This is a genomic window from Plantactinospora sp. GCM10030261 (assembly GCF_042666615.1).
In the GTDB taxonomy this organism is placed as follows: domain Bacteria; phylum Actinomycetota; class Actinomycetes; order Mycobacteriales; family Micromonosporaceae; genus KBS50.
In genome coordinates this window covers 77,289-97,288 of sequence record NZ_JBHTDD010000006.1, presented here as the reverse complement: position 1 = coordinate 97,288, position 20,000 = coordinate 77,289, and the positions used below count along the sequence as shown (strand labels likewise).

24 protein-coding genes are annotated in these 20,000 nt (G+C 71.2%); 13 read left to right on the top strand and 11 right to left on the bottom strand.

The features are described from left to right. Positions 1-35: 35 nt before the first annotated feature. A complete protein-coding gene (locus ACFQUZ_RS09650) occupies positions 36-1,019 on the bottom strand; it encodes a tyrosine-type recombinase/integrase (RefSeq protein ID WP_377440349.1) in 984 nt (327 codons plus the stop codon). A gap of 243 nt (positions 1,020-1,262) precedes the next feature. Here ACFQUZ_RS09650 and ACFQUZ_RS09645 point away from each other — a divergent pair, with 243 nt between their 5' ends. Further along, entirely contained in the window at positions 1,263-2,666 is a 1,404-nt protein-coding gene (locus ACFQUZ_RS09645) for a hypothetical protein (protein ID WP_377440346.1), read from the top strand. Between the two features lie 167 nt (positions 2,667-2,833). Here the strand turns inward: ACFQUZ_RS09645 and ACFQUZ_RS09640 are convergent, their stop codons facing one another. The 3 genes from ACFQUZ_RS09640 to ACFQUZ_RS09630 form a co-directional block, all read right to left on the bottom strand. Next, positions 2,834-3,259 carry an Hsp20/alpha crystallin family protein gene (locus ACFQUZ_RS09640; protein WP_377440344.1) on the bottom strand — a complete coding sequence of 142 codons (426 nt, stop codon included), beginning with the start codon at positions 3,257-3,259 and terminating at the stop codon, positions 2,834-2,836. Positions 3,260-3,731: 472 nt separating this feature from the next. Then, positions 3,732-4,367 (bottom strand): ATP-binding cassette domain-containing protein, encoded by a 636-nt coding sequence (locus ACFQUZ_RS09635; RefSeq protein WP_377440342.1) that lies wholly within the window; start codon positions 4,365-4,367, stop codon positions 3,732-3,734. Between the two features lie 165 nt (positions 4,368-4,532). Then, complete coding sequence (locus ACFQUZ_RS09630; RefSeq protein WP_377440339.1) at positions 4,533-4,799, bottom strand: hypothetical protein; 267 nt, start codon at positions 4,797-4,799, stop codon at positions 4,533-4,535. 180 nt (positions 4,800-4,979) lie between these two features. Between ACFQUZ_RS09630 and ACFQUZ_RS09625 the strand changes: the two genes are divergently transcribed. Further along, positions 4,980-5,717, top strand: a complete 738-nt coding sequence (locus ACFQUZ_RS09625) for a hypothetical protein (RefSeq protein WP_377440337.1) — start codon at positions 4,980-4,982, stop codon at positions 5,715-5,717. A 16-nt stretch (positions 5,718-5,733) separates the two neighbouring features. Here ACFQUZ_RS09625 and ACFQUZ_RS09620 read toward each other — a convergent pair whose 3' ends face one another. Beyond that, complete coding sequence (locus ACFQUZ_RS09620) at positions 5,734-6,303, bottom strand: GNAT family N-acetyltransferase (RefSeq protein ID WP_377440704.1); 570 nt, start codon at positions 6,301-6,303, stop codon at positions 5,734-5,736. Positions 6,304-6,446: 143 nt separating this feature from the next. Then, positions 6,447-7,001 carry an AAA family ATPase gene (locus ACFQUZ_RS09615; RefSeq protein ID WP_377440335.1) on the bottom strand — a complete coding sequence of 185 codons (555 nt, stop codon included), beginning with the start codon at positions 6,999-7,001 and terminating at the stop codon, positions 6,447-6,449. An 85-nt stretch (positions 7,002-7,086) separates the two neighbouring features. On the opposite strand from ACFQUZ_RS09615, the gene ACFQUZ_RS09610 reads away from it, so the two are divergent. The 3 genes from ACFQUZ_RS09610 to ACFQUZ_RS09600 all read left to right on the top strand — a co-directional run bounded on the left by ACFQUZ_RS09610 (position 7,087) and on the right by ACFQUZ_RS09600 (position 9,442). Continuing rightward, positions 7,087-8,004: a pentapeptide repeat-containing protein gene (locus ACFQUZ_RS09610; RefSeq protein ID WP_377440332.1), complete on the top strand. Its 918-nt coding sequence runs from the start codon at positions 7,087-7,089 to the stop codon at positions 8,002-8,004. Between the two features lie 82 nt (positions 8,005-8,086). After that, positions 8,087-8,950 (top strand): SDR family NAD(P)-dependent oxidoreductase, encoded by an 864-nt coding sequence (locus ACFQUZ_RS09605; protein ID WP_377440330.1) that lies wholly within the window; start codon positions 8,087-8,089, stop codon positions 8,948-8,950. A gap of 18 nt (positions 8,951-8,968) precedes the next feature. Continuing rightward, the gene (locus ACFQUZ_RS09600; RefSeq protein WP_377440328.1) at positions 8,969-9,442 is read left to right on the top strand and encodes a MerR family transcriptional regulator; all 474 of its coding nucleotides are present in this window, start codon (positions 8,969-8,971) and stop codon (positions 9,440-9,442) included. 86 nt (positions 9,443-9,528) lie between these two features. On the opposite strand, the gene ACFQUZ_RS09595 is transcribed toward ACFQUZ_RS09600, so the two are convergent. Beyond that, positions 9,529-10,368: a helix-turn-helix domain-containing protein gene (locus ACFQUZ_RS09595; protein WP_377440326.1), complete on the bottom strand. Its 840-nt coding sequence runs from the start codon at positions 10,366-10,368 to the stop codon at positions 9,529-9,531. Positions 10,369-10,480: 112 nt separating this feature from the next. On the opposite strand from ACFQUZ_RS09595, the gene ACFQUZ_RS09590 reads away from it, so the two are divergent. Both ACFQUZ_RS09590 and ACFQUZ_RS09585 read left to right on the top strand, forming a co-directional pair. Further along, positions 10,481-11,080 (top strand): NADPH-dependent FMN reductase, encoded by a 600-nt coding sequence (locus tag ACFQUZ_RS09590; protein ID WP_377440324.1) that lies wholly within the window; start codon positions 10,481-10,483, stop codon positions 11,078-11,080. Positions 11,081-11,086: 6 nt separating this feature from the next. Further along, positions 11,087-12,052, top strand: coding sequence for an aldo/keto reductase (locus ACFQUZ_RS09585; protein WP_377440323.1), 966 nt, complete (start codon positions 11,087-11,089; stop codon positions 12,050-12,052). Between the two features lie 113 nt (positions 12,053-12,165). Here the strand turns inward: ACFQUZ_RS09585 and ACFQUZ_RS09580 are convergent, their stop codons facing one another. Then, positions 12,166-12,312 carry a hypothetical protein gene (locus ACFQUZ_RS09580; protein WP_377440320.1) on the bottom strand — a complete coding sequence of 49 codons (147 nt, stop codon included), beginning with the start codon at positions 12,310-12,312 and terminating at the stop codon, positions 12,166-12,168. After that, complete coding sequence (locus ACFQUZ_RS09575; protein WP_377440318.1) at positions 12,309-13,094, bottom strand: Clp protease N-terminal domain-containing protein; 786 nt, start codon at positions 13,092-13,094, stop codon at positions 12,309-12,311. The genes ACFQUZ_RS09580 and ACFQUZ_RS09575 overlap by 4 nt, the downstream gene beginning before the upstream one ends. Positions 13,095-13,190: 96 nt before the next feature. Between ACFQUZ_RS09575 and ACFQUZ_RS09570 the strand changes: the two genes are divergently transcribed. The 4 genes from ACFQUZ_RS09570 to ACFQUZ_RS09555 all read left to right on the top strand — a co-directional run bounded on the left by ACFQUZ_RS09570 (position 13,191) and on the right by ACFQUZ_RS09555 (position 17,028). Then, complete coding sequence (locus ACFQUZ_RS09570; RefSeq protein ID WP_377440316.1) at positions 13,191-13,679, top strand: MarR family winged helix-turn-helix transcriptional regulator; 489 nt, start codon at positions 13,191-13,193, stop codon at positions 13,677-13,679. Positions 13,680-13,782: 103 nt separating this feature from the next. Continuing rightward, the gene (locus tag ACFQUZ_RS09565) at positions 13,783-15,216 is read left to right on the top strand and encodes an MFS transporter (protein ID WP_377440314.1); all 1,434 of its coding nucleotides are present in this window, start codon (positions 13,783-13,785) and stop codon (positions 15,214-15,216) included. A gap of 101 nt (positions 15,217-15,317) precedes the next feature. Next, positions 15,318-15,728, top strand: a complete 411-nt coding sequence (locus ACFQUZ_RS09560; protein WP_377440312.1) for a MerR family transcriptional regulator — start codon at positions 15,318-15,320, stop codon at positions 15,726-15,728. Positions 15,729-15,786: 58 nt separating this feature from the next. After that, positions 15,787-17,028: an MFS transporter gene (locus ACFQUZ_RS09555; RefSeq protein WP_377440309.1), complete on the top strand. Its 1,242-nt coding sequence runs from the start codon at positions 15,787-15,789 to the stop codon at positions 17,026-17,028. Between the two features lie 7 nt (positions 17,029-17,035). Here ACFQUZ_RS09555 and ACFQUZ_RS09550 read toward each other — a convergent pair whose 3' ends face one another. Beyond that, positions 17,036-18,223: a right-handed parallel beta-helix repeat-containing protein gene (locus ACFQUZ_RS09550; protein WP_377440307.1), complete on the bottom strand. Its 1,188-nt coding sequence runs from the start codon at positions 18,221-18,223 to the stop codon at positions 17,036-17,038. 203 nt (positions 18,224-18,426) lie between these two features. Between ACFQUZ_RS09550 and ACFQUZ_RS09545 the strand changes: the two genes are divergently transcribed. Continuing rightward, positions 18,427-18,966: a DUF1697 domain-containing protein gene (locus ACFQUZ_RS09545; protein ID WP_377440305.1), complete on the top strand. Its 540-nt coding sequence runs from the start codon at positions 18,427-18,429 to the stop codon at positions 18,964-18,966. Positions 18,967-18,981: 15 nt separating this feature from the next. Here ACFQUZ_RS09545 and ACFQUZ_RS09540 read toward each other — a convergent pair whose 3' ends face one another. After that, positions 18,982-19,209, bottom strand: coding sequence for a hypothetical protein (locus tag ACFQUZ_RS09540; protein ID WP_377440303.1), 228 nt, complete (start codon positions 19,207-19,209; stop codon positions 18,982-18,984). A 95-nt stretch (positions 19,210-19,304) separates the two neighbouring features. Here ACFQUZ_RS09540 and ACFQUZ_RS09535 point away from each other — a divergent pair, with 95 nt between their 5' ends. Next, positions 19,305-20,000: a TetR/AcrR family transcriptional regulator C-terminal domain-containing protein gene (locus ACFQUZ_RS09535; RefSeq protein ID WP_377440301.1), complete on the top strand. Its 696-nt coding sequence runs from the start codon at positions 19,305-19,307 to the stop codon at positions 19,998-20,000.

The window sequence follows — 20,000 nt, the reverse complement described above, 5'->3', positions numbered from 1 at the left end:
TGTGACAAGCTCGGAATTCGTTGTACGAGCCCCGATCAGCGGGAGCCGCGGCGGGCCCGGGCCGCCCAGATCGCGTACGCCGGATCGCGGTCCAGGTTGTGCCGGTCCCGGTCGTAGCGACGGGTGGTACGCGGATCAGCGTGCCCCATGGCGTCCTGCACGTCCTCCAACGGCACCCCCTCGGCGCGCGCCGTGGTGGCGAACGCGTGCCGGAGCGAGTGCGGCGACAGCCGCGCCCAGGCCGCGATCCCGGCGTCCCGGGCCAGCCGGCGGACCAGCCGGAACACCGTGTGCCGGTCGAGCCGGCCACCGTTGACGGTGACCAGCAGCGGACCGGTGAGCCCGTCCACCGGAATCCCCCGCGCGGCGGCCCGTTCAGCCAGGTAGTCGTCGATCACCTCGGCCGCGGCGGGGGTGAGGGCGCGGCGGCGGGCCCGGCCACCCTTGCCGACGAACCGCAGACTGCGGTGACCGCGTTCCCGACCGAGGTCGGTGAGGTCCAGCGCGACCAGCTCCCCCACCCGCAGGCCGAGGTCGGCCAGCAGGGTCACCACCACCCGGTTGCGGGTGGCGACGGGACCGGTGGCGGCCGCCGCGGTGGCCAGCAGGTCGTCCACCTCCCGCGCGGTGAGGCCCACCGTGGCCGAGTGGTCCCGGTCGACCCGGGGCCGGTCGGCGCCGGTCACCGGATTGACGTCCACCGCGCGCAGCTTCACCAGGAAGCCGTACCAACTGGACAGAGCCGACAGCTTGCGCGCCACGCTTGTCGCGGCCAGCCTGGTTTCCAGGTCGCGGGCGTGGGCGTTGACGTCCAGGAACGTCGCCCGTAGCGGGTCGATGTCACGTCCGGCGCACCAGGCGAGCCAGCCGGCGATATCGCCGCGGTAGGCGGTGCGGGTATGAACGGACAGGCGCCGGTTGGCCAACCACGCGTCGGTGAGGTCCATCGGGGCACCGGTCGGTGTGGCGAGCGGCGAGGGTGCGGACCGGACCGCCACTCCGGCGTGTGACAGGGACATGTCGGAAAGATTCTCAGGATCCGCGCCGGTTGGCCACGGCGACGCGCCGGTGCGCTCCCCAGCCCGCTTCGCTGGCCGTTACGTACGCGCCGTCCAGCCGGTTATGCCATAGGACCAGGACCGCCTACCCGCCAGCGACTGATCGAGCTGCCGGCTGCGGTGTTTCGCTCGGTGCGTTGAGTACGGCGAGGAGGCCCCCGCGTGCGACCCGGCGGACCATCGTCATTTCAGGTAGGCGTTAGCGTGCTCCTCGCGCTGCTCCTAGGGCTGGTCTTTCCGGCAGCCCTACGTACCGGAGAGGGTGGGACGCCGGCCGCGCTGGCCTTCTGCGTGATGGCGCTCGCCGGCGCTCGGCTGGGGCGGCTGGTCGCGACCGGCGAGCCGCGCCTCATGGAGTTCAGCTTCTGGACGTTCGTCTACGTCTTCCTGGGGCTCCCGGCGCTGATCCAGTTCCAGACCGCCACGTTCCCGGCGGTGGCCCCGTGGTTCGACCATAACCTCAGCGACGACGCCATGTGGGCGACACTTATCGGTTCGTCGGCCGCGTTCGTCGGGGTCTGGTTGGCGACGGGCCTGCCGGTCGCGGATCGCTCCATGTCCGCCCGTCCTATCAACGAGGGGCGGGCCTATCTGCTGGCCGTCGGCGCCCTCATGGCGAACCTGTACTACCTGGCCCGGGTCGGACCGGCGTCATTGTTGTTGAGTAGACAGGAACTGGTCGAGGTCAAGGCAGCGATCTGGCCGGATATCGAAACGGGGATGGCCGCGCTGATGCTGGCCGCGTGTACGTTGCCGCTGCTCGTCGCCTTCATCGGCCTGCTCCGGGTAAACCGACAACGGACGGCCCGCGGTGAACCTCGGCGCTACCTGCTGCTTATCCTGGTCGGCTGCGCGGTCGTCTACTCCATCAACCCGATCAGCAGCCCTCGCTACCACACGGGGACGGTCCTGCTGTCCATGGCGGCGGCCATGGGGGCGTACGCCACCGCATGGCGCGCCAGGATTTCGGCCCTCGCCTTCATATTCGGCCTGATCTTCCTGTTTCCTGTTGCCGACGCCTTCCGGCGGCCAGGCGGCGCAAACTGGCAGTTCGACCCGTGGTTCGCGTTGACCACCGGAGATTTCAACTCGGCGACACAGACCATCAATTCGTTGACATTCATCAATGACAACGGAATCGCATGGGGTCAGCAGTTGCTCGGTGTCCCGCTGTTCTGGGTGCCGCGCCATGTCTGGCCGGAGAAGCCGGATGCCACGGGCGTCGTCATCGCCGAATACATGGGATATCCCTACACCAACGACTCGTCACCGCTGATCTCGGAACTCCTGATCAACGGGGGTTGGCCCCTCATGATCATCGGGATGCTCGTCGTCGGCTGGTGGGTTCGCCGCAGAGACGACTACTTCATTCAGCGGCATCGACTCGGCGAGCGTCCAGCGGAGTTCGGCTGGATTCTTCCGTTCTATCTCATCATCCTGCTGAGGGGATCGCTGCTGTCGGCCGCTCTGCACTTCGCGGTCATGTGGGTGGCGGCGCGATTCGTCATCGGTAGGTCCGGCGCTGCCGGCATGGCTCCTCCGCGACAACGCCGGTCCCATGCGTCCGCCACCGACGTAGCGACTTCGTCAGGCGGGCGGCGACCGTGACGGGCGGCCAACACGGCACGGCAGCGAGAGTGCGCTCGTCGGCTACCCGGTGATCGACACGCCAACACAGGAGTTGATCTGGCGCCCGGGGACTGCGGGAATGCGTCGGCGGCGTCCCGGGCTCGGTACGCCGCCGACACTGTTGCCAACAGCTCGCTTTGCGGGGGTCAGGAGCGGATCTCGCGGCGGCCGTTGTCGGAGGTGGAGATGTTCACCCGGCGCGGCTTGGCCCGCTCCGCGACCGGGATCCGCAGGGTCAGCACGCCGTTCTCGTAACCGGCCTCCAGCTTGTCGGTGTCGAGCGTGTCGCCCAGGAAGAGCTGCCGGGTGAACACCCCCATCGGCCGCTCCGCCGCCACCAGCTCGACCTTGTCGCCGGTCGGCCGGCGACGCTCGGCCCTGACCGTCAACACGTTGCGCTCGACCGTGCAGTCGATCGACTCCGGGTCAACGCCCGGCAGGTCGAACGCGGCGTAGAACCAGTCACCGTCCCGGTAGGCGTCCAGGTGCATGACGGCCGGGCGGGTGGTGGTGCCGAAGAACTGCTCCGCGAGCCGGTCCATCTCACGGAAGGGGTCGGTACGCATCAACATCGCTGCGCCTCCTCGATGCTCTCTACGTTCCAAAGCTCAGGTTGACCGCTAAGTTGAGCCTCCCCGGCTCAACTTCCTCTTCTTATTTAGCTCGTCCCCGCGCCGTCGTCAAGTCGCCGGCGGCGATACCCCCGGGCCGTGTCCGGAAACACCCCGGCGCAGCTCGGACCGCCCGTTCGCCGCCGCGCAGTACGCTCCGATGGCGCTACGCCGACGCGGAAGGGAGCTGGTCGGGTGGGCACCGAGCTGACCCTGCTGAGTCGGGTGGCGTTCCGGGACCAGGAGATCGCCGGTCCGCGGCTGCACGCGCTGCTGGCCCTGCTCGCCGCCGATCTGCGCACGGCACCGCCCGGCTGGTCGAGGCACTGTGGCCGGACCGGCAGCCCGAGCACCCCACCAAGGCCCTCCAGGTCCTCGTCTTCCGCGCCCGCGGCCAACTCGGGGCCGAGGCCATCGCCAGCACCCGCACCGGCTACCGGCTCACCCTGCGGAAGGACCAGGTCGACGCCGCCGCCGTCCTCCGGCACGCGGCGCAGGCCGCCCGGCACGCCCGCGCCGGCGACCACCCGGAGGCGCTCGCCGAGGCCGAGGCCGGCCTCGCGCTCTGCGCCGGCCTGACCGAGGACGCCGGTCGGCACGACGACCCGCTGGCGAGGCTGCGGGCCGACCGGAGGGCCATCCACCAGGCGCTGGTACGGGAACGCGCGCTGGCGCTGGCCCGGCTCGACCGGTTCACCGAGGCCGTCGACCCGCTCACCCGGCTGCACGCCGACCATGCCTGGCTGGCGCTGGCCACCATCCGGCTCGGGGCGCTCGACGAGGCGAGCAGGCCGTCGACTGCCGCGAACTGCCCGGTCACGCCGATCGCGGCGCGGACCGCGTCCGGCTCCCGGGCCACGTCGTGGTCGGCGACCCGGGCCTCTCCACCGTCCGCGCGGATCAGCGTGGACAGGATCTGGACGGTGGTTGTCTTGCCGGCACCGTTCGGACCGAGCAGCGCGAAGACCGTCCCGGTCGGGACGGTGAAGTCGATGCCGTCGAGGACGACGTGGGCACCGAAGGACTTGCGTAGCCCGGTCACCGCGATGGCCGATGGGCGTGTGGTCACACCCGCTCCCTTCCTGACACTGTGGCAGTGCTGCCATGACCAGGAAGAGCGTGCGTCGGGCCGGACTCACCGCGGTTTCACGCCGGTTTCACCGCCTCCCGACACGTCGCGAAACCCGGTCCGTGATCGGAGTCACCGGACCGGGTTTCGTGACGTGTCGGGAGGTCAGCCGGTCGCTTCTCCGGACTCGGCGAGGGGCGAGGCCACCCGGTTCTCCGGGTTCTCGACCCCCGGCTGGCCGCCGTCCGGGGCTACCATGCCGTCGTAGTTGTAGACCGGCAGCCGCCGGCCGTCGTGTTCGCGCTCCTGCGTGGTGGGGATGTACCGGTGGATCATCCCGTCGATCTCGATCTCCAACAGTCCTTGCCCGCTGGCGGCGGCGGAACTGCCGTCCCGCGGGCCGCCGAGCAGAATAACCTCGTCATTCGCCATGTCCGTCGCCTACCCGGGGTCTCCCGGCCAGAAACACGACGGGGGCCGGATGCGACGCGGTCGCCGGACCCGCGACGCGGTGCGCCGGACCCAGCCCGCGGCCTGGAACTGCCGGGCGGCCGTGCCGGTGCCGCAACCGCGACAAGGTTGGGGTGCGACGGATGGGGTACCGCAGCCGCCATGGCGACGACAAGCCCGGTCCTGCGCGACCGGACCGGTGTGCTGGACGCGGCGGCCAGCGCCCTCGGCGGCCTGTTCGCCGGACTGAGCCGGGTACGGCACGACAAGCCGATCCACACCCCCGGCTCGGTGTACGCCGCCCGGTTCCACCGGGCCGGCGTCGCCGGGCCCTGGTCCACGCCGTGGCTCACCGAGGGTGGCGAGGAGGAGGGCATCGGCCGGCTGTCCCGGGCGGTGGGCCTGCCGTGGCCGCTGCCGGACGTGCTCGGGCTGGCACTGCGCTTCCCGGGCCCCGAGGGGCGGCCCTGCGATCTGCTGCTGTCCACCACCGGACTGGCCCCGGTGGCCCGGCATCTGATGCTGCCCCGGGTGGCGGCCGGCCGGGCTGTCTACAGCACGTTGTTCCCGTACCGGGACCGTCGCGGAGCGGTGCTGCTCGCCGCGTTGCCGGACCGGATCACCAACGCGGCCGGCGACCAGCTCCGCTTCGTGCTCGCCGCTGCCACCCCGGGCAGCCGCTGGCGGCCGTTCGGCACGGTCGAGCTGACCCGGCCGGCCGGGGATCCACCCGTCACCTTCGACCCGGTGCGGCATCCCCTGCCGGGGCTGTTCCTGCCGGACCCCGTCGCCCGGCTGCGGGCGGTGAGCTACGCCGCCGCCCGGCAGGCCCGCGGCTCCGGCCTGGACGCCGGATTCGGATCCGGCGTGGACGCCGGGTCCGACGGCGGCACGCCGTGAGAAAGGAGGACCGGGCTCAGCCGAGCCGCTTGGTGAACCAGTGGTCGGCGTACGGGTCGGTGTTGTGCGGTGGGCCCTCGACGTAGCCGTGTCGGGCGTACATCGCGCGTGCCTCCACGAGGTCGCTGCGGGTGTCCAGACGCATCCGGTCGGCGCCGGAGCGTCTGGCGGTCCGTTCGGCGGCGTCGAGCAGCGCCACGCCACAGCCGCGGCCACGGTGTGCGGGTCGGACGTAGAGCCGGCTCAGCTCCGCGACCCCTCCGCCGAGCAGGCGGATCCCGACACAACCCGCCGGATCGCCCACCTCACCCCCACCGCCGGCCACGTCGGCGGCGCGCGTCCCGTCGGCGGCGCGCGTCCCGTCGGCTTCGGGCCCCGGATCGGTGGGGTCGGCCAGCAGGAAGATCCCCGTCGGCGGCGCCAGGTCGTCACTCGGGTGGTCGACCAGCACGGCGTCGATCTCGTCGGGTGCCAACTCGCGGTTCCAGTACCGTCCGGCGATGTCCGCGATGTAGTCGCGCAGGATCGCGGCGCTGCGAGGCTCGGTGACGGCCGTGGGGGTGACGGTCCACGATCCGATGGTCATCAGGGTCACGCACCGATCCTGGCAGGCCCGGGGCACCGGCCGCGCGGCATATTTCCGCCATGCCGGCTGCCGTGGCTTCGTGCGGCTGGCCGGGAACCTGTGTCGGCTGCCCCCGGGGGCGTGGCGGGACAGGTGTCGCGCGGTCAGCCGCCGAGTCGATCGAGGACGAAGTCGACCCGCGCCGCGACGTCCGCCTTCGGCAGGGCGACCAGGTCGTACCCGTGCCGGCGGTAGCCCTCCACCACGGCGTCGTGGGTGCGCACCGCCTCGGCGAAGTCCTGTTTCCGCTCCTCGTCGTGCGCGTAGATGTCGGGCCAGGGCGGCGCGACGAACACCACCGGCTGGTATCGGAACAGCCGGGCCGCCGTCGTCACGTGCTCCGGTACGTCCCGCCCGAGCAGCAGGTGGTACCCGACCAGGTCGGGCACGCCCCGGTCGAAGAACACCGGGCCGGGCAGGGCGGCAGCCTCGCGGTGGGAACGCATCTCCCAACTGAGCATCAACTCCGCGTAGAGCACCGTGTCGGCGGTGTGCAGCGCCCGCCCGCCGATCAACGTCTGGTCCTGGATGATCGCCCGGCCAGCCTCGGCGACGGTGGCGCAGCCGGCGGTGGCCAACGCTTCCAGCAGGGTGCTCTTGCCGGCGCCCGGCCCGCCGGTCACCACGACGAACGGCGGGGGTGCGGATGGTGGCGTCATGCCCAGAACGGTAGGTCGACCGGCACCGGATCCGGCCGCCGGGCTACCGTTGTCGGTCGTCCATCGCGCGAGGAGTGTGTCGACCATGTCGGAGCAACGCCAGCCCGTGCCGGTGGTCATCGGCCGCCAGGAGCCGCTGCGCGCCGACTGCGCGCGGTGCTTCGGGTTGTGTTGCGTGGCACCGGCGTTCGCGGCGTCCGCCGACTTCGCGCTGGACAAGCCGGCCGGCCGGCCGTGTCCCAATCTGGGCACCGACTTCCGCTGCGGCATCCACAGCCGGCTCCGCGAGAGCGGCTTTCCCGGCTGTACGGTGTTCGACTGCTTCGGCGCGGGGCAGCAGGTGGCGCAGGTCACCTTCGGTGGTCGGGACTGGCGGGCCGCCCCGGAGACCGCCGCCCAGATGTTCGACGTGTTCGCGGTCATGCGTTCCCTGCACGAGCTGCTCCGGTATCTGATGGAGGCGCGTGCGCTGGCCGCGGCGGTTCCGGCGTACGCCGAGATGGACACCCTGATCGCCGAGCTGGTGGCGCTGACCGGGGAACGCCCCGAGGTGGTGCTGGACGCGGATGTGCCCGCCCACCGGGAGCGGGCCAACGCGCTGCTGACGTGGGCCAGCGAGCTCGCCCGCGCTCCGGTGTCCGGTCGGACCGCGGACCACCGGGGCGCCGAACTGATCGGGGCGAAGCTGCGCCGGGCGGATCTGCGCGGCGCCACCCTGCGCGGGGCGTACCTGATCGGGGCGGATCTGCGCGGTGCGGATCTGCGGCTGGCCGATCTCATCGGTGCCGACACCCGGGGCGCCGACCTCGCCGGCGCCGACCTGCGCGACGCGCTGTTCGTCGTCCAGGCGCAGCTCGACGCCGCGCGCGGGGACGCCGCCACCCGGCTGCCCCGGGGCCTGAGCCGTCCGGCGCACTGGAGCACGATCGGCGGCCCGGACGGGTCCGGTGACCGGCAGCCGGGCCGCAACCGCCGCCGGACCCGGCCGGTCCGGCGGCGGTGACGCATCCGGGCTGGTTCAACGCCCCGCCCGAATCTGAGCGCGGCTTGCCTTCAAGCGCGCTCGAAGCTTTAGCGTCGAGGCCGTGACCACGACGAAGGTTTGGATCATCACAGGCGCGAGTTCGGGACTCGGCCTGGCACTCGCCGAGGCGGCGCTCACGGCTGGTGAGCAGGTGATCGGAACCGCGCGACGGGTCGACCGGTTCGACGGGCTCACGGCACGGTACGGGGATCGGTTCCTCGCCATTGAGCACGATGTGCGCGACACGGCGGGAGCGGCCGCCGTCGTGCAACGGGCGCTGGAGGCGTTCGGGCGCGTCGACGTGCTTGTCAACAATGCTGGCGCCGGACAGGTCGGCGCCGCCGAAGAGGTCACGGATGCCGCGCTGCGGTCCATGCTCGAGCAGCACCTGTTCGGTCCGGCCGCCTATGTGCGTGCCCTGTTGCCCCACCTGCGGGAGCGTCGCTCGGGTGCGATCGTGCAGATGAGCAGCCAGGGCGGGCGGATGTCGTTTCCCGCCGTCGGCAGCTATTCAGCCGGCAAGTTCGCGCTCGAGGGCTGGTCGGAGGCGCTCGCTGGCGAGGTCGCACCGTTCGGCATCCGCGTACTCATCGTTGAACCCAGTCGCTTCCGCACTGCGTTCAACGCCGCCGATGTGCTCAGAACAGCGCGGCAGAGTTCGATATACGACAAGGTCATCGGTGCCGTGCGCGCGAACATGATCGAGGCCGACGGCATCCAGGAGGGCGACCCGGCACGCGCCGCCCGAGTGATCCGCGACATCCTTGACACTCCCGACGCGCCGCTGCGGCTCCCCCTCGGTGCCGAGGCGGTTCGCAACCTCACCCGCGTCTACCGTGGTGCGCTCGACGACGTCGAGAGATGGGCGCCTGTGAGCGAGTCGGCGGACTTTCCCGGCATGCCGCCCGCGGTGCGCGCGTTCTGATCGCCGTACGCTGGGGTGATGGCCACTGAGGCGTTGGTCGAACGCATCCTCGCTGCCAGCGAGGGATCATCATGGTCGGCGATCGATGCGCTGCACGAGCTGCTCGATGACGCCACGATCGAGGCCTCGGCGATGCCCACCAGTGTCGCCGAGGCGGCCCGGCTTGTCGGCCTGTCGACGCACACCCTCCGGTACTACGAGCAGGAGGGACTCGTGCGACCCGCGCGCAACGCCTCCGGGTACCGCGAGTACTCCGCGTCCGACCTGCGCCGTCTCGTCTTCCTCACCCGGATGCGCCTGTCCGGCATGACCATGACCGACCTCAAGCGCTACATCCTGCTCGTCGAGCAGGGCCCGAGCACCATCCCGGAACGCCGCCGCATCATGCTCGACCAGCGCGACCGAATCACGCGGCAGATCCGTGAGCTGGGCCTGGCGCTGGAGACCACCGAGTACAAGATCCGCGTTTACGGCGGACACCCGGAAGGCTGACGCCGCCAGCCCGCCGACGAGCGTGTTCCGCCGGTGAAGGCGACACGTGCCGACGGCGCCGACCTGCTGCGATACGACGACGGGTGTCAGACTGCGCGGAGGGTGGCGCGGTGCGAGTGTCGGCCCAGGTGATCGACCGCGGTGGCGGTCGCATCGTCGGCGGGTAGGAGGATGATCAACTGTTGGGCGTCTGGGGCGGGAAGCTCCAGCATCTCCCGATCCCACCGCAGCTGGTAACCCTGGGGGTGCGCCATCCTCAGCGGTGTTCTGGTCGGAGGAATGTGACGGTGCAGGCGCCGGGTGAACTCGGCGCCGGCAACAGCCGCGAACTCGGCCGTGAACCATTCGAAGGTCTCGGTGGACGGCCCCAGCCACAGGTTGAAGACCTGCTCGTCGGCGATCTGGTCCCAGTCGATGAGGATGGTCCTGGCCCGGGGGTGCGTGAAGACATATCGGGTCAGGTTGGGTTGGTCGGTGCTCAGCAGACCGGTGTCACGCATGACCGTGGAAAATCCGTTGGTATGGGCCAGGATGTCACCGAGCCGGTTGGTGACGAAGGCGATGCCGGGCTCCAGAAGCTGGAGGATCTGGTGGACAGCCGGTCGCACCGTGCGCTCGGGCGGCGCCGGACGGTCGTGCCGGGCGCACGCATCTCCGCTGATCTTGGCGAGGTAGTCGAGATAAGTGCGTTCGGCGGCATCGAGCTGCAGCGCGTCGGCGAGGGCGTTGACGATGGAACGGGACGGGTTGCGGTCGCGGCCCTGTTCGATCCTGGTGAGGTATTCGACACTGATTCCGGCTCGACTGGCCAACTCCGAACGGCGTAGCCCCGGCGCACGTCGTCTCTGGTGCTCCGCCAGCCCCAGATCCTCGGGTCGGAGGCTGTCACGTTTGGCCCGGAGAAAGGTCCCCAGCGGCGTACCCATGATACGAGTTTACGGTGCGCTGCCGGCTGTCGGTGGGGCGCAGGCTGGCCCTGTGCGGGCCAGCCTGCGCCCGGTCTGGCTACCGAGTCGGGACCGGCAGATCGTCTACGGCATGAGCGACAAGAGCAAACTCGTGGTCATCATCGGCAGCGTGCGGGAGGGCCGGTTCGGGCCGGTCGTCGCCGCCTGGCTGGCGGCTCAGATCCGGGCGCACGGCGGATTCGACATGGACGTCGTCGACCTGGCCGACGTGGACATCCCGCTGGCGCTACCCGCCGCGCCCCCGAAGTTCGCCGGTGACGACTACCCGCGCCCGGCAGGCATGAAGGAAGTCACCATGAAGTTGGCGGAGGCCGACGCGTTCGTCATGGTCACGCCCGAGTACAACCACAGCTATCCCGCGGCTCTGAAAGCGCTCATCGACTGGCACTTCACCCAGTGGACCGCCAAACCCGTGGCGTTCGTCAGCTACGGCGGCGCGGCCGGTGGCCGGCACGCCGTGCTGCACCTGGAGAACGTGCTCACCGAACTGCACGCGGTGACCATCCGCGACGGACTGGCCTTCCCCAACTACTTCACCGCCTGGCAGGACGGCACACCGGTCGACGCCGCGGCGGCCGGCTACGCCAAGACGCTGCTGGAACAGCTCGGCTGGTGGGCGCGGGCCCTGCGGGCCGCCCGGACCGCCGCACCGTACCCGGGTGGGGCGTGAGCACCGATGGATCACACAACGCTTGGCGTCTCGGGCCCACGGGTGAGCCGGATCGCGCTCGGCTGCATGGGTTTCGCGCAGCCCACCCACAGGCACCCCTGGACGCTGGGCGAGGACGCCGCGCAACCGATCTTCCGGCGGGCGGTCGAGTTGGGTATCACCCTGTGGGACACCGCGAACGTATACGGGCACGGCACGTCTGAGGAGATCCTCGGCCGTGCCGTTCGCCGCTACACCCGACGCGAGGAGGTGATCATCGCGACAAAGGTCGGCTTGCCGATGCACGAGGGGCCCGCCGGGTCCGGCCTGTCCCGTCAATCGATCACGCAACAGATCGATGCCTCGCTGCACCGGCTCGGCACCGACTACGTGGACGTGTACCAGGTCCACCGCTTCGATCCGCTGACTCCTGTCGAGGAGACGATGGAGGCCCTGCACGATGTCGTCACCGCCGGCAAGGCTCGTTTCCTCGGTGCCTCATCGATGGCTGCCTGGCGGTTCGCCAAGATGCAACACGCTGCTGACATGCATTCCTGGACCCCCTTCGTGTCGATGCAGAACCAGTACAGCCTCGTTCAGCGCGAGGAGGAGCGGGAAATGTTCGGGCTGCTCGCCGACCAGGGGGTGTCCAGCCTGACCTGGTGCCCGCTCGCCTCAGGCCGCCTGGCCCGCCCGTACGGGCAGCAGACGTCGCGTTCGACGAACGACCGGATCGGACGGCAGTTCTTCGACGGCGTCGACCGCCCCATCATCGACGCTGTGCAGGTCGTCGCGGACCGTCGTGGCATCACCATGGCCCAGGTCGCGCTCGCCTGGATATTGGGTAACCCGGTGGTGGCGGCACCCGTCGTGGGTGCGACCGCGCCCCACCACCTTGACGACGCCGCAGCGGCTACCAAGGTCACGCTCAGCACTCAGGAGCAGATCATGCTCACCGCTCCCTACACACCCCGGCCGCCGACCGGCTACTGAAGCGCCACCGGCGCACGGACCGAGGTGGCGCAGCCGCACCCGGTGCGCGCCGCGATGCCGGCCAGCAGGTCTGCGACCGCCAGCTTCGGCGTACGGCCCCGGTGAGTTCGTCGTCACGGCGCCAGCAGCGGCCAGATCGCCGCGAGGAAGACGACAAGCGCCGCCAGTGCCGTCCGGAACCGCCGGCCCGGCAGCGGGTACGCCGACCGCCGTACCCGGATGACCGTCCGGCCGACGCGCGGGAGGGCCACGCTGGTCATCGGGCGTCGTCCGAGGCTGCCCGGTCCGCACCCGGGTGGAGGCGCCGCTCCAGGCGCTCGATCCGGTCCACGAGCGGCTGGAGTTGGCGCTGCACGGCCGTGGCGAGGGCGGCCATCGGATCGGTGGAGACGGTCGTGCCACCGGCGGGTGCCGTGGTGGCGCGCAGGTGCACGTATCCGGCGAGGGCGGCGGACACGGCACGCCGGGTCAGCCGCGGCTCGGCGCCGAGCGCCCGCAGCACCTGCCCGGCGACGCCGTCCGGCTCACCGACCAAACCCAGCAGCAGGTGTTCGCAGCCGATGTAGTTGTGCCCGAGCGAGGTCGCCTCGGCGACGGTGAGTTCCAGGGCGGCGGCGGCCGTGGTGCTGAACCCCGCGCCCGAGCCGGCGGCTTCCGCGTCGGCCGGGTGTCGGGCGAGTTCCCTCGTCACCTGGGCCGGATCGATGTCGATGGCACGCAGGACGTGCAGGGCCAGGTTGCCGCCCTCGGCGATCAGGCCGCCGAGGAGGTGTCCGGTGCCGACGACGGGCGGGCGTTCGCCGGCGTCGGTGCGGGCTCGTTCGATCGCCAACTGGACGCTGGTCAGGGCGCGTTCGGTGAACGCCGGCAGCCGGTCCGCCAGGTCCTCGACCCCGAGGCTGCCGGCCGCCGTCTGCCGGATCGCGGTGATCCGGCGGACCGCCTGCTCCAGGGCCCGTTGGCACACCGCCGAGACGGGAACGCCGGCCTCCTTCACGGCCTCGGCGAGATCGTCGGGGAGGTATACGTTGATTTTTGGCATGCACCCATCATACCCCCATTGGGGTTACTTAGGCGACCGAACGGCATCGATCGTCGTCGGATGATCTGTCACGGACCAATCGGTACGCTGGGACCCATGACCGCCCTGGCCCCCCGCACCAGCCAGCCGGACCTGTCGTACCTGCTCGACCACACCAGCCACGTGCTACGCACCCGGATGGCGACGGCTCTCGCCGAGATCGGCCTCACCGCCCGGATGCACTGCGTGCTGGTGCACGCCCAGCAGGAGGAACGCACCCAGATCCAGCTCGCGGAGATCGGCGACATGGACAAGACCACGATGGTCGTCACCGTGGACGCGTTGGAGCGGGCCGGGCTGGCGGAGCGTCGTCCGTCCAGCACCGACCGGCGGGCGCGGATCATCGCGGTCACCGGGAAGGGCGCCGAGGTGGCCGCGCGCAGCCAGCGGATCGTCGACCGGGTGCACGCCGAGGCCCTGGCGGCACTTCCCGCCGACGAGCGCGAGGTGTTCCTGTCGGCGATGAACCGGCTGGTCAGTGGACACCTCGCGGAGCCGGTAGAGCCGCCGCGGCCGGTCCGCCGGGCACGCCAGCGGGAGCGCTGAGCAGGCGCGCGAGCCGAGTCGACGGAGAGGTGGGTCACAGGCAGATTGTCTGTAACAAAACTATCTACTACGGTCCTCCTGTCGGATCAACAGGAGGACCGTGATGCCCACTCCCCGCTCGCGCTGGCTCGCGCTGGCCGTACTCGCCACCAGCATGTTGATGACCATCCTCGACGGCAGCATCGTGACCGTGGCGATGCCGACCATCCAGACCGACCTCGGCTTCTCCCCCACCGGCCTGAGCTGGGTGGTCAACGCGTACCTGATCGCATTCGGCAGCCTGCTGCTGCTCGCCGGCCGGCTCGGCGACCTGCTCGGGCGCAAGAGGCTGTTCCTGGCCGGCGTCGCGGTCTTCACCGCCGCCTCGCTGCTGGCCGGGGCCGCCACCACGCCGGCCATCCTGCTCCTCGCCCGGTTCCTGCAGGGCGTAGGCGCCGCCCTGGCCACCGCCGTCAGCCTCGGCATCCTGGTCACGCTGTTCACCGAGCCCCGAGACCGGGGACGCGCCATCGCGGTGTTCAGCTTCACCGGAGCCGCCGGCGCCTCCATCGGCCAGGTGCTCGGCGGCATCCTCACCGACGCCCTCACCTGGAACTGGATCTTCTACATCAACCTGCCGATCGGGCTGGCCGCGCTCGTCCTCGCCGGGTACGCGGTGCCCGCCGACCGGGGCGTCGGGTTGGCCGCCGGCGCCGACGTGCCGGGCGCGGCGCTGGTCACCGCCGGCCTGGTGACCGGCATCCTTGCGGTGGTCACCATCGAAGACGCCCCGTCGGCGGTCACCCTCGGTCTCGGCGGCCTCGCCGCCGCCCTGCTCGTCGGGTTCGTCGCGCGCCAGGCCACCGCGCGTACCCCGCTCATGCCGCTGCGGATCTTCCGCGTCCGCGCCGTCGCCGGGGCCAACCTGGTGCAGGTTCTGCTGCTCGCCGCGTGCTTCTCGTTCCAGGTCCTGGTCGCGCTCTACCTGCAGCAGGTCCTGGGGTACGGCGCCACCGGCACCGGACTGGCGATGCTGCCCGCCGCGCTTGCCATCGCCGTGGTCTCGCTCGGCGTGTCCGCCCGACTGAACGCCCGGTTCGGCGAGCGCGCCGTCCTGCTCGCCGGTCTGGTGCTGCTCATGGGAGCACTCGGCCTGCTCGCCCGGCTTCCGGTGCGCGCCGACTACGTCACCGACCTCCTGCCGGTGATGCTGCTCGTCGCCGGGTTCGGACTGGCCCTGCCGGCGCTGACCGCGCTCGGCATGTCCGGGGCGAAGGCGGACGACGCGGGCCTGGCCTCCGGCCTGTTCAACACCACCCAACAGGTCGGCATGGCGCTCGGCGTCGCGGTGCTGGCCACCCTGGCCGCCGCCCGCACCGACCGGCTGCGCGCCGCGGGCGTGACCGAGGCGGCGGCGCTGACCGAGGGCTACCGGCTGGCCTTCGCCGTGGGTACGGGATTACTTGTCGCCGCGTTCGTCGTCGCGTACCTGACCCTGCGCCAGCCGGCCAGCGTGCCCGACGGTCCTGCCCGGTCCGCCGCCACCGCGAGCGCCTGACGAGGTTCCCGCCACCGCGAGGGCCTGACCATCCCCGGTCGTGACGCCACGGATCGTGCGACGATCCGTGGCGTCACGACAATCGGGAAGGGATGTGACCCGTGCTCATCGGTGAGCTGTCCGAACGCACCGGCGCCAGTCGCCGATCCATCCGCCACTACGAGCAGCAAGGGCTGCTGACGGCGCGACGGACGAGCAAGGGCTGGCGGGAGTACGACGAACAGGCCGTCCACCGGGTGCTCAACGTCCGGGAACTGCTGCGGGCGGGCCTGGTCGTGGACGACATCCGGCACGTCGCCCCGTGCCTGGACATGAAGACAGCCGAGTTCCTGGCCTGTGACCGCCCGCTGGCCGGGTCGGTGGAGATGTACCAGCGGAGGCTCGCCCAGGTCGACGCACAGGCGGCCGAGTTGAGCCGATACCGCGCGGAGCTGGCCGCCCGCCTCGCCCGCCTTCGCGCCACCACGGCCGATACCGACGACTTCGCGGAGTCGTTGCGCTCGAACGCTTGACCGTGACACCGGTGTCACCACCTACCGTGCGGTCAACCGTCGAGGAGGTAGTGACACGATGCGTGGACCCCGCGTGCCGGGCTGGCTGTACGTGTTGTTCCTGGCCCTGTTGACCACCGCGACCGACGAGTTCGTCATCGCCGGCGTGCTGCCCCGGATCGCCACCGATCTGCGACTCAGCCCCTCGGTCGTCGGCCAGTTGGTCACCGTGTTCGCGTTGGCGTACGCGGTGGGCGCACCCACCCTCGCCGTGGTTGTCGCCCGGTGGCCGAGACGGACCGTACTGGTCTGCGGCCTGGCTGTTTTCGTCCTGGCCAACGTGGCGTCGGCGATCGCTCCGAGCTTCGGGGTGCTGCTGGCGGCCCGGGTCGGCGCGGCCCTGGCCGCCGCGGTGATCACGTCGGCGGCGTTCGGCACCGCGGCCGCCGGGGCACCGCCCGGCCAGCAGGGTCGCTATCTCGCGGTGACCACGGCCGGCATGACCGTCGCACTGTTCACCGGGGTCCCGGTGGGCACCGTTCTGGGCGACCTGGTCGGCTGGCGCGCGACGTTCTGGCTGATCGCAGCCGTCGGCACGGTTACCGCGATCGGGTTGCTGATGACGGTGCCCACGCTGCCCGGGGAGGCGCCGCCGGCCACGTTGGGGCAACGACTTGCTCCGCTGCGGTCCCGGGCGGCGTTGCGACTGGTGGCGGTGACGTTCCTGGCCGCCGGTGGTGGCCTGATGTTCTACACCTACCTGGGCGTGTACGTGGCACGAACCGGCGCGGGTCGTCCCCTGTCCGTGGTGCTGCTGGTGGCCGGGGTGGCCGGCCTGACCGGTGCCCTCCTGTCCGGGCGGGCGGTCGACCGGCTCGGTGCGCGGTTCAGCCTGCGGCTCGTCCTCGGGGGCCACGCGCTGGCCCTGCTGGTGATCGCCGGAGCCGGGTTTCTCGGCGTGGGTGGCCCGCCCGGGTTGGTGATGCTGCTGGTGCTGGTCGCACTCTGGTCGATGTTCGCCTGGGGGCTGACTCCCCCGGTGCAGGGCAGCATGTTCGTGGCGGTCGGTCCGGCCGCGGCGATGCCCGCGCTCGCGTTGAACGTCGCCGGTCTCTACCTCGGCACGAGCGTGGCCGGGGCACTCGGCGGACTCGTGCTCGCGGCGGCGGATGCCCGCCTGATCCCGTTGCTCGGCGCTCTGTTCCTGGTCTGCTCGTACCTGCTCGCCGCGGGCCCGCCCGGCGGCCGGGACCGGGGCCCGCGACCCGGCCACCAGCACCCGGACACGGTCGTGGCGAACGCCGGGACGACCCGCCGGTGACACCACCTCAGCGGTACGCGCACACCACGCCGGCGCAGCCGTTCGGGTCCCCGCGCGAGACGTTGCCGCCGCCGTCGCGCACGCTGCCGACCGGCAACGCCTCGATCCCGTGGTCCGCGTTGTGGTACGTCTGGTTGCCCGCGACCACGAGCGGGCTGTCCACCGGTACGGACAGGTGCAGCCCGTCGTCGATGCGCCGGCCGTCGCCGTCCACCTCGGTGCCGGCGTAGCCGTTGTGGCGGAACACGTTGCCGGAAATCACGAACTCGTCGTCCGGTCCGGCGAGCGGGTCGGCGGCCTCGATGAACACGCCGGCCGAGCCGTTGCGGACGAACTCGTTGTCGGTGATCGTCAGGTCAGCCACCTGGGCCAGGTAGAAGGTGGATACCCGCACCCCCACCCCGGTGTTCACGAAGCGGTTGTCACGCACCAGCAACCCTCGACCGTCGGACTCCAACCGGACGCCGACCCGCATGTCCCGGAACAGGTTGTTCTCGATCCGCAGCCCGTCGGCCAGCAACCCGTAGACACCGGCACCGGAGAACACGTTGTCGTGGATCGTGTAATCACCGGCCTCGGTGACGTCGATCGCCGTGTCGGTCAACCGGCTGCGGGCCAGCTCGAACGAGTAGAACTCGACGCCGCCGATCCGGCTGCCGACCAGCACGCTGTTCACGGTCGACACGCCCTGGACGCTGATCGCCGACAGGTAACCGCCGGTCATCCGGACCTCGGTCAGCGTCAACCCCTGCCCGTACGAGGTGCCGACGCCCGACCGGGTGAGCGCGCTGTCGCTTATCGACACCCCGGAGAACTGGGTCGCCTCCAGGTTCGTGTCGACCAGCCGGACACCGGTCAGGGCGATGGTCGCGACGTCCTGCAGCAGAATTCCGCCCGGGAACCCCCGGACGGTGCCGTCGCGGACCGTGACGCCGGACAGGGTCTGGTCGCCGGCGACCGTGATCGCCCGTCCACCGGGGTCACCGACGATCGCGTACCCGTTCAGGTCGATGGTGACGCCGCTGGCGCCGACGATCAGGGCGTCGCCCGCGCACCGCAGGTTGGCGCTGAGGGTGACGCTCTCGGTTATCGTGTCGCCGCAGCGGACCGGCGGTCCGGCGGCGACCGCGGGTACGGGCGCCCCGGCTACCGCCATGGTCGCGGCCAGGACCAGCGACATCGCCGTTCGCATCATTTCTGGTACTCCCCTCGCCAGCGGTCACGTCGGCCCGCAGCCTAGGCACGGAGAGTATGCGGCCGACAGCACACGGTCGCCGATCTGACCGGCGGCTGGCACGTCGCGAGGTCAGCGCGGCGCCGGGATGACACGCGCATGGGCCGTGCGCCGTCTGCCTGGCGTACCTCCGCGCTACCGCCACCGTGGCTACGCTCGGCGGCATGACGACGACCCGGTACGCGGCGCTGCTGCGTGGGATCAACCTGGGCAAGGCCCGTCGCGTCGGCATGGCGGATCTGCGCGCGGCCCTGACCGAGGGCGGCTACCAGAACGTGGCGACCCTGCTGCAGAGCGGCAACGTGGTGCTGGACGCGGACGAACCGACCGACAAGCTGGCCCGGTCGATTGAGCGGATCATCGAGAAGCGGTTCGGGTTCGCTGTGGACACGATCGTGCGCAGCCGCGCCGACCTGGCCCGGATCGCCGCGTTGAACCCCCTGGGTGGGGTGGCCACCGACGGCGCGAAGTATGTGGTGGTGTTCCTGGCGGAACCGGCGGCAGCACCCGTCGAGGCGGTGCTGACGGACATCGACCTCGGCGACGACCGGTATGTCGTCGACGGGGCCGAGGTGTATGCCTGGTGCCCGCACGGGCAGCGCGACAGCCCGGTTCTGACCGCCCTCGGCAAGGTCAAGGGCGGGCCGTCGGCCACCGTGCGCAACTGGAACACGGTGGAGAAGCTGCTGGCCATGATGGACTGACGCTCGTCCCGAGGCTCATCGCGTCGTGTCCAGGTGGACCTCGACGTCGTAGATGAGCCGCACCGGCTCGCCGTTGGTGACGCCGACGAAGACGGGTTCCGCGGCCGGGGTGCGCCCGCGCCGCCAGACCTCGTCCCGGGCGGCGTCGCGGGACTCGCGATGCACCTTCCCGGCCTGGTGGAGGTCGAGCACCCGGCGGGCGACGCGCTTGTCGCAGTCGAGCTGTATCCGCATGAGTGGCATGGGTCGGTGGCGTCCTTCCCCGCTGGGTCCTTCCGTGTCTCCGACCTCAACTTAACAACGTTAGATTTGTCGAGCAATGTTATAAAGTCGCCGGCATGGCCGTCGGCGACAAGCAGACCCGGAACCCGCGCGACCCCGGCACCGTCTGGCTCCGGCCGGATCCCGACCGGGCCCGCCGGGCCGCCCCACTGACCCGGGAGCGCATCGTCGAGGCGGCCGTGGCGCTGCTCGACGACCACGGCGCCGACGGGCTGACCATGCGGAACCTAGCGCAGCGCCTCACGGTCACCCCCACCGCGCTCTACTGGCACGTACGCACCAGGGACGACGTCCTCGACCTGGCCGTCGACGAGATCTTCGGTGAGGTCCGACTGCCTGCCGCCGACGGCGACTGGCGGGACGACGTGCGAACGTTGGCACGCCGGTGGCGGGCGACGATGCTGCGCCATCCCTGGGCGCCGGGCCTGGTCGGTCGTCCGATGCTGGGGCCCAACGTCCTGACCCGCACCGAGTTCCTGCAAGCGGCGCTCGTGCGCGGCGGTTTCACGGGGGCCCACCTGGCCGTCGTCACCCGACTGGTGGCCAACTACGTGATCGGCGCCGCGCTGACCGAGGCCACCTGGCGGCAGGCCTCGGGTCCGCAAGCGGGAGCGGCCCGACGCCACATCACGGCGGACCCGACCGCCTACCCCACCCTGGTGGCCTCCGGACACCTCGACGACGCGCGGTGGAACGACGACGACCTGTTCGCGCGCGGCATCGACACCATCCTGGCGACCCCGCCGACGTAG

Coding starts and splice junctions, on each gene's coding strand:
- ACFQUZ_RS09650 (WP_377440349.1), bottom strand. CDS start 1,019: ATGTCCCTGTCACACGCCGGAGTGGCGGTCCGGTCCGCACCCTCGCCG.
- ACFQUZ_RS09640 (WP_377440344.1), bottom strand. CDS start 3,259: ATGTTGATGCGTACCGACCCCTTCCGTGAGATGGACCGGCTCGCGGAG.
- ACFQUZ_RS09630 (WP_377440339.1), bottom strand. CDS start 4,799: ATGGCGAATGACGAGGTTATTCTGCTCGGCGGCCCGCGGGACGGCAGT.
- ACFQUZ_RS09625 (WP_377440337.1), top strand. CDS start 4,980: ATGGCGACGACAAGCCCGGTCCTGCGCGACCGGACCGGTGTGCTGGAC.
- ACFQUZ_RS09620 (WP_377440704.1), bottom strand. CDS start 6,303: ATGACCATCGGATCGTGGACCGTCACCCCCACGGCCGTCACCGAGCCT.
- ACFQUZ_RS09615 (WP_377440335.1), bottom strand. CDS start 7,001: ATGACGCCACCATCCGCACCCCCGCCGTTCGTCGTGGTGACCGGCGGG.
- ACFQUZ_RS09610 (WP_377440332.1), top strand. CDS start 7,087: ATGTCGGAGCAACGCCAGCCCGTGCCGGTGGTCATCGGCCGCCAGGAG.
- ACFQUZ_RS09600 (WP_377440328.1), top strand. CDS start 8,969: ATGGCCACTGAGGCGTTGGTCGAACGCATCCTCGCTGCCAGCGAGGGA.
- ACFQUZ_RS09595 (WP_377440326.1), bottom strand. CDS start 10,368: ATGGGTACGCCGCTGGGGACCTTTCTCCGGGCCAAACGTGACAGCCTC.
- ACFQUZ_RS09590 (WP_377440324.1), top strand. CDS start 10,481: ATGAGCGACAAGAGCAAACTCGTGGTCATCATCGGCAGCGTGCGGGAG.
- ACFQUZ_RS09585 (WP_377440323.1), top strand. CDS start 11,087: ATGGATCACACAACGCTTGGCGTCTCGGGCCCACGGGTGAGCCGGATC.
- ACFQUZ_RS09580 (WP_377440320.1), bottom strand. CDS start 12,312: ATGACCAGCGTGGCCCTCCCGCGCGTCGGCCGGACGGTCATCCGGGTA.
- ACFQUZ_RS09575 (WP_377440318.1), bottom strand. CDS start 13,094: ATGCCAAAAATCAACGTATACCTCCCCGACGATCTCGCCGAGGCCGTG.
- ACFQUZ_RS09570 (WP_377440316.1), top strand. CDS start 13,191: ATGACCGCCCTGGCCCCCCGCACCAGCCAGCCGGACCTGTCGTACCTG.
- ACFQUZ_RS09565 (WP_377440314.1), top strand. CDS start 13,783: ATGCCCACTCCCCGCTCGCGCTGGCTCGCGCTGGCCGTACTCGCCACC.
- ACFQUZ_RS09555 (WP_377440309.1), top strand. CDS start 15,787: ATGCGTGGACCCCGCGTGCCGGGCTGGCTGTACGTGTTGTTCCTGGCC.
- ACFQUZ_RS09550 (WP_377440307.1), bottom strand. CDS start 18,223: ATGATGCGAACGGCGATGTCGCTGGTCCTGGCCGCGACCATGGCGGTA.
- ACFQUZ_RS09545 (WP_377440305.1), top strand. CDS start 18,427: ATGACGACGACCCGGTACGCGGCGCTGCTGCGTGGGATCAACCTGGGC.
- ACFQUZ_RS09540 (WP_377440303.1), bottom strand. CDS start 19,209: ATGCCACTCATGCGGATACAGCTCGACTGCGACAAGCGCGTCGCCCGC.
- ACFQUZ_RS09535 (WP_377440301.1), top strand. CDS start 19,305: ATGGCCGTCGGCGACAAGCAGACCCGGAACCCGCGCGACCCCGGCACC.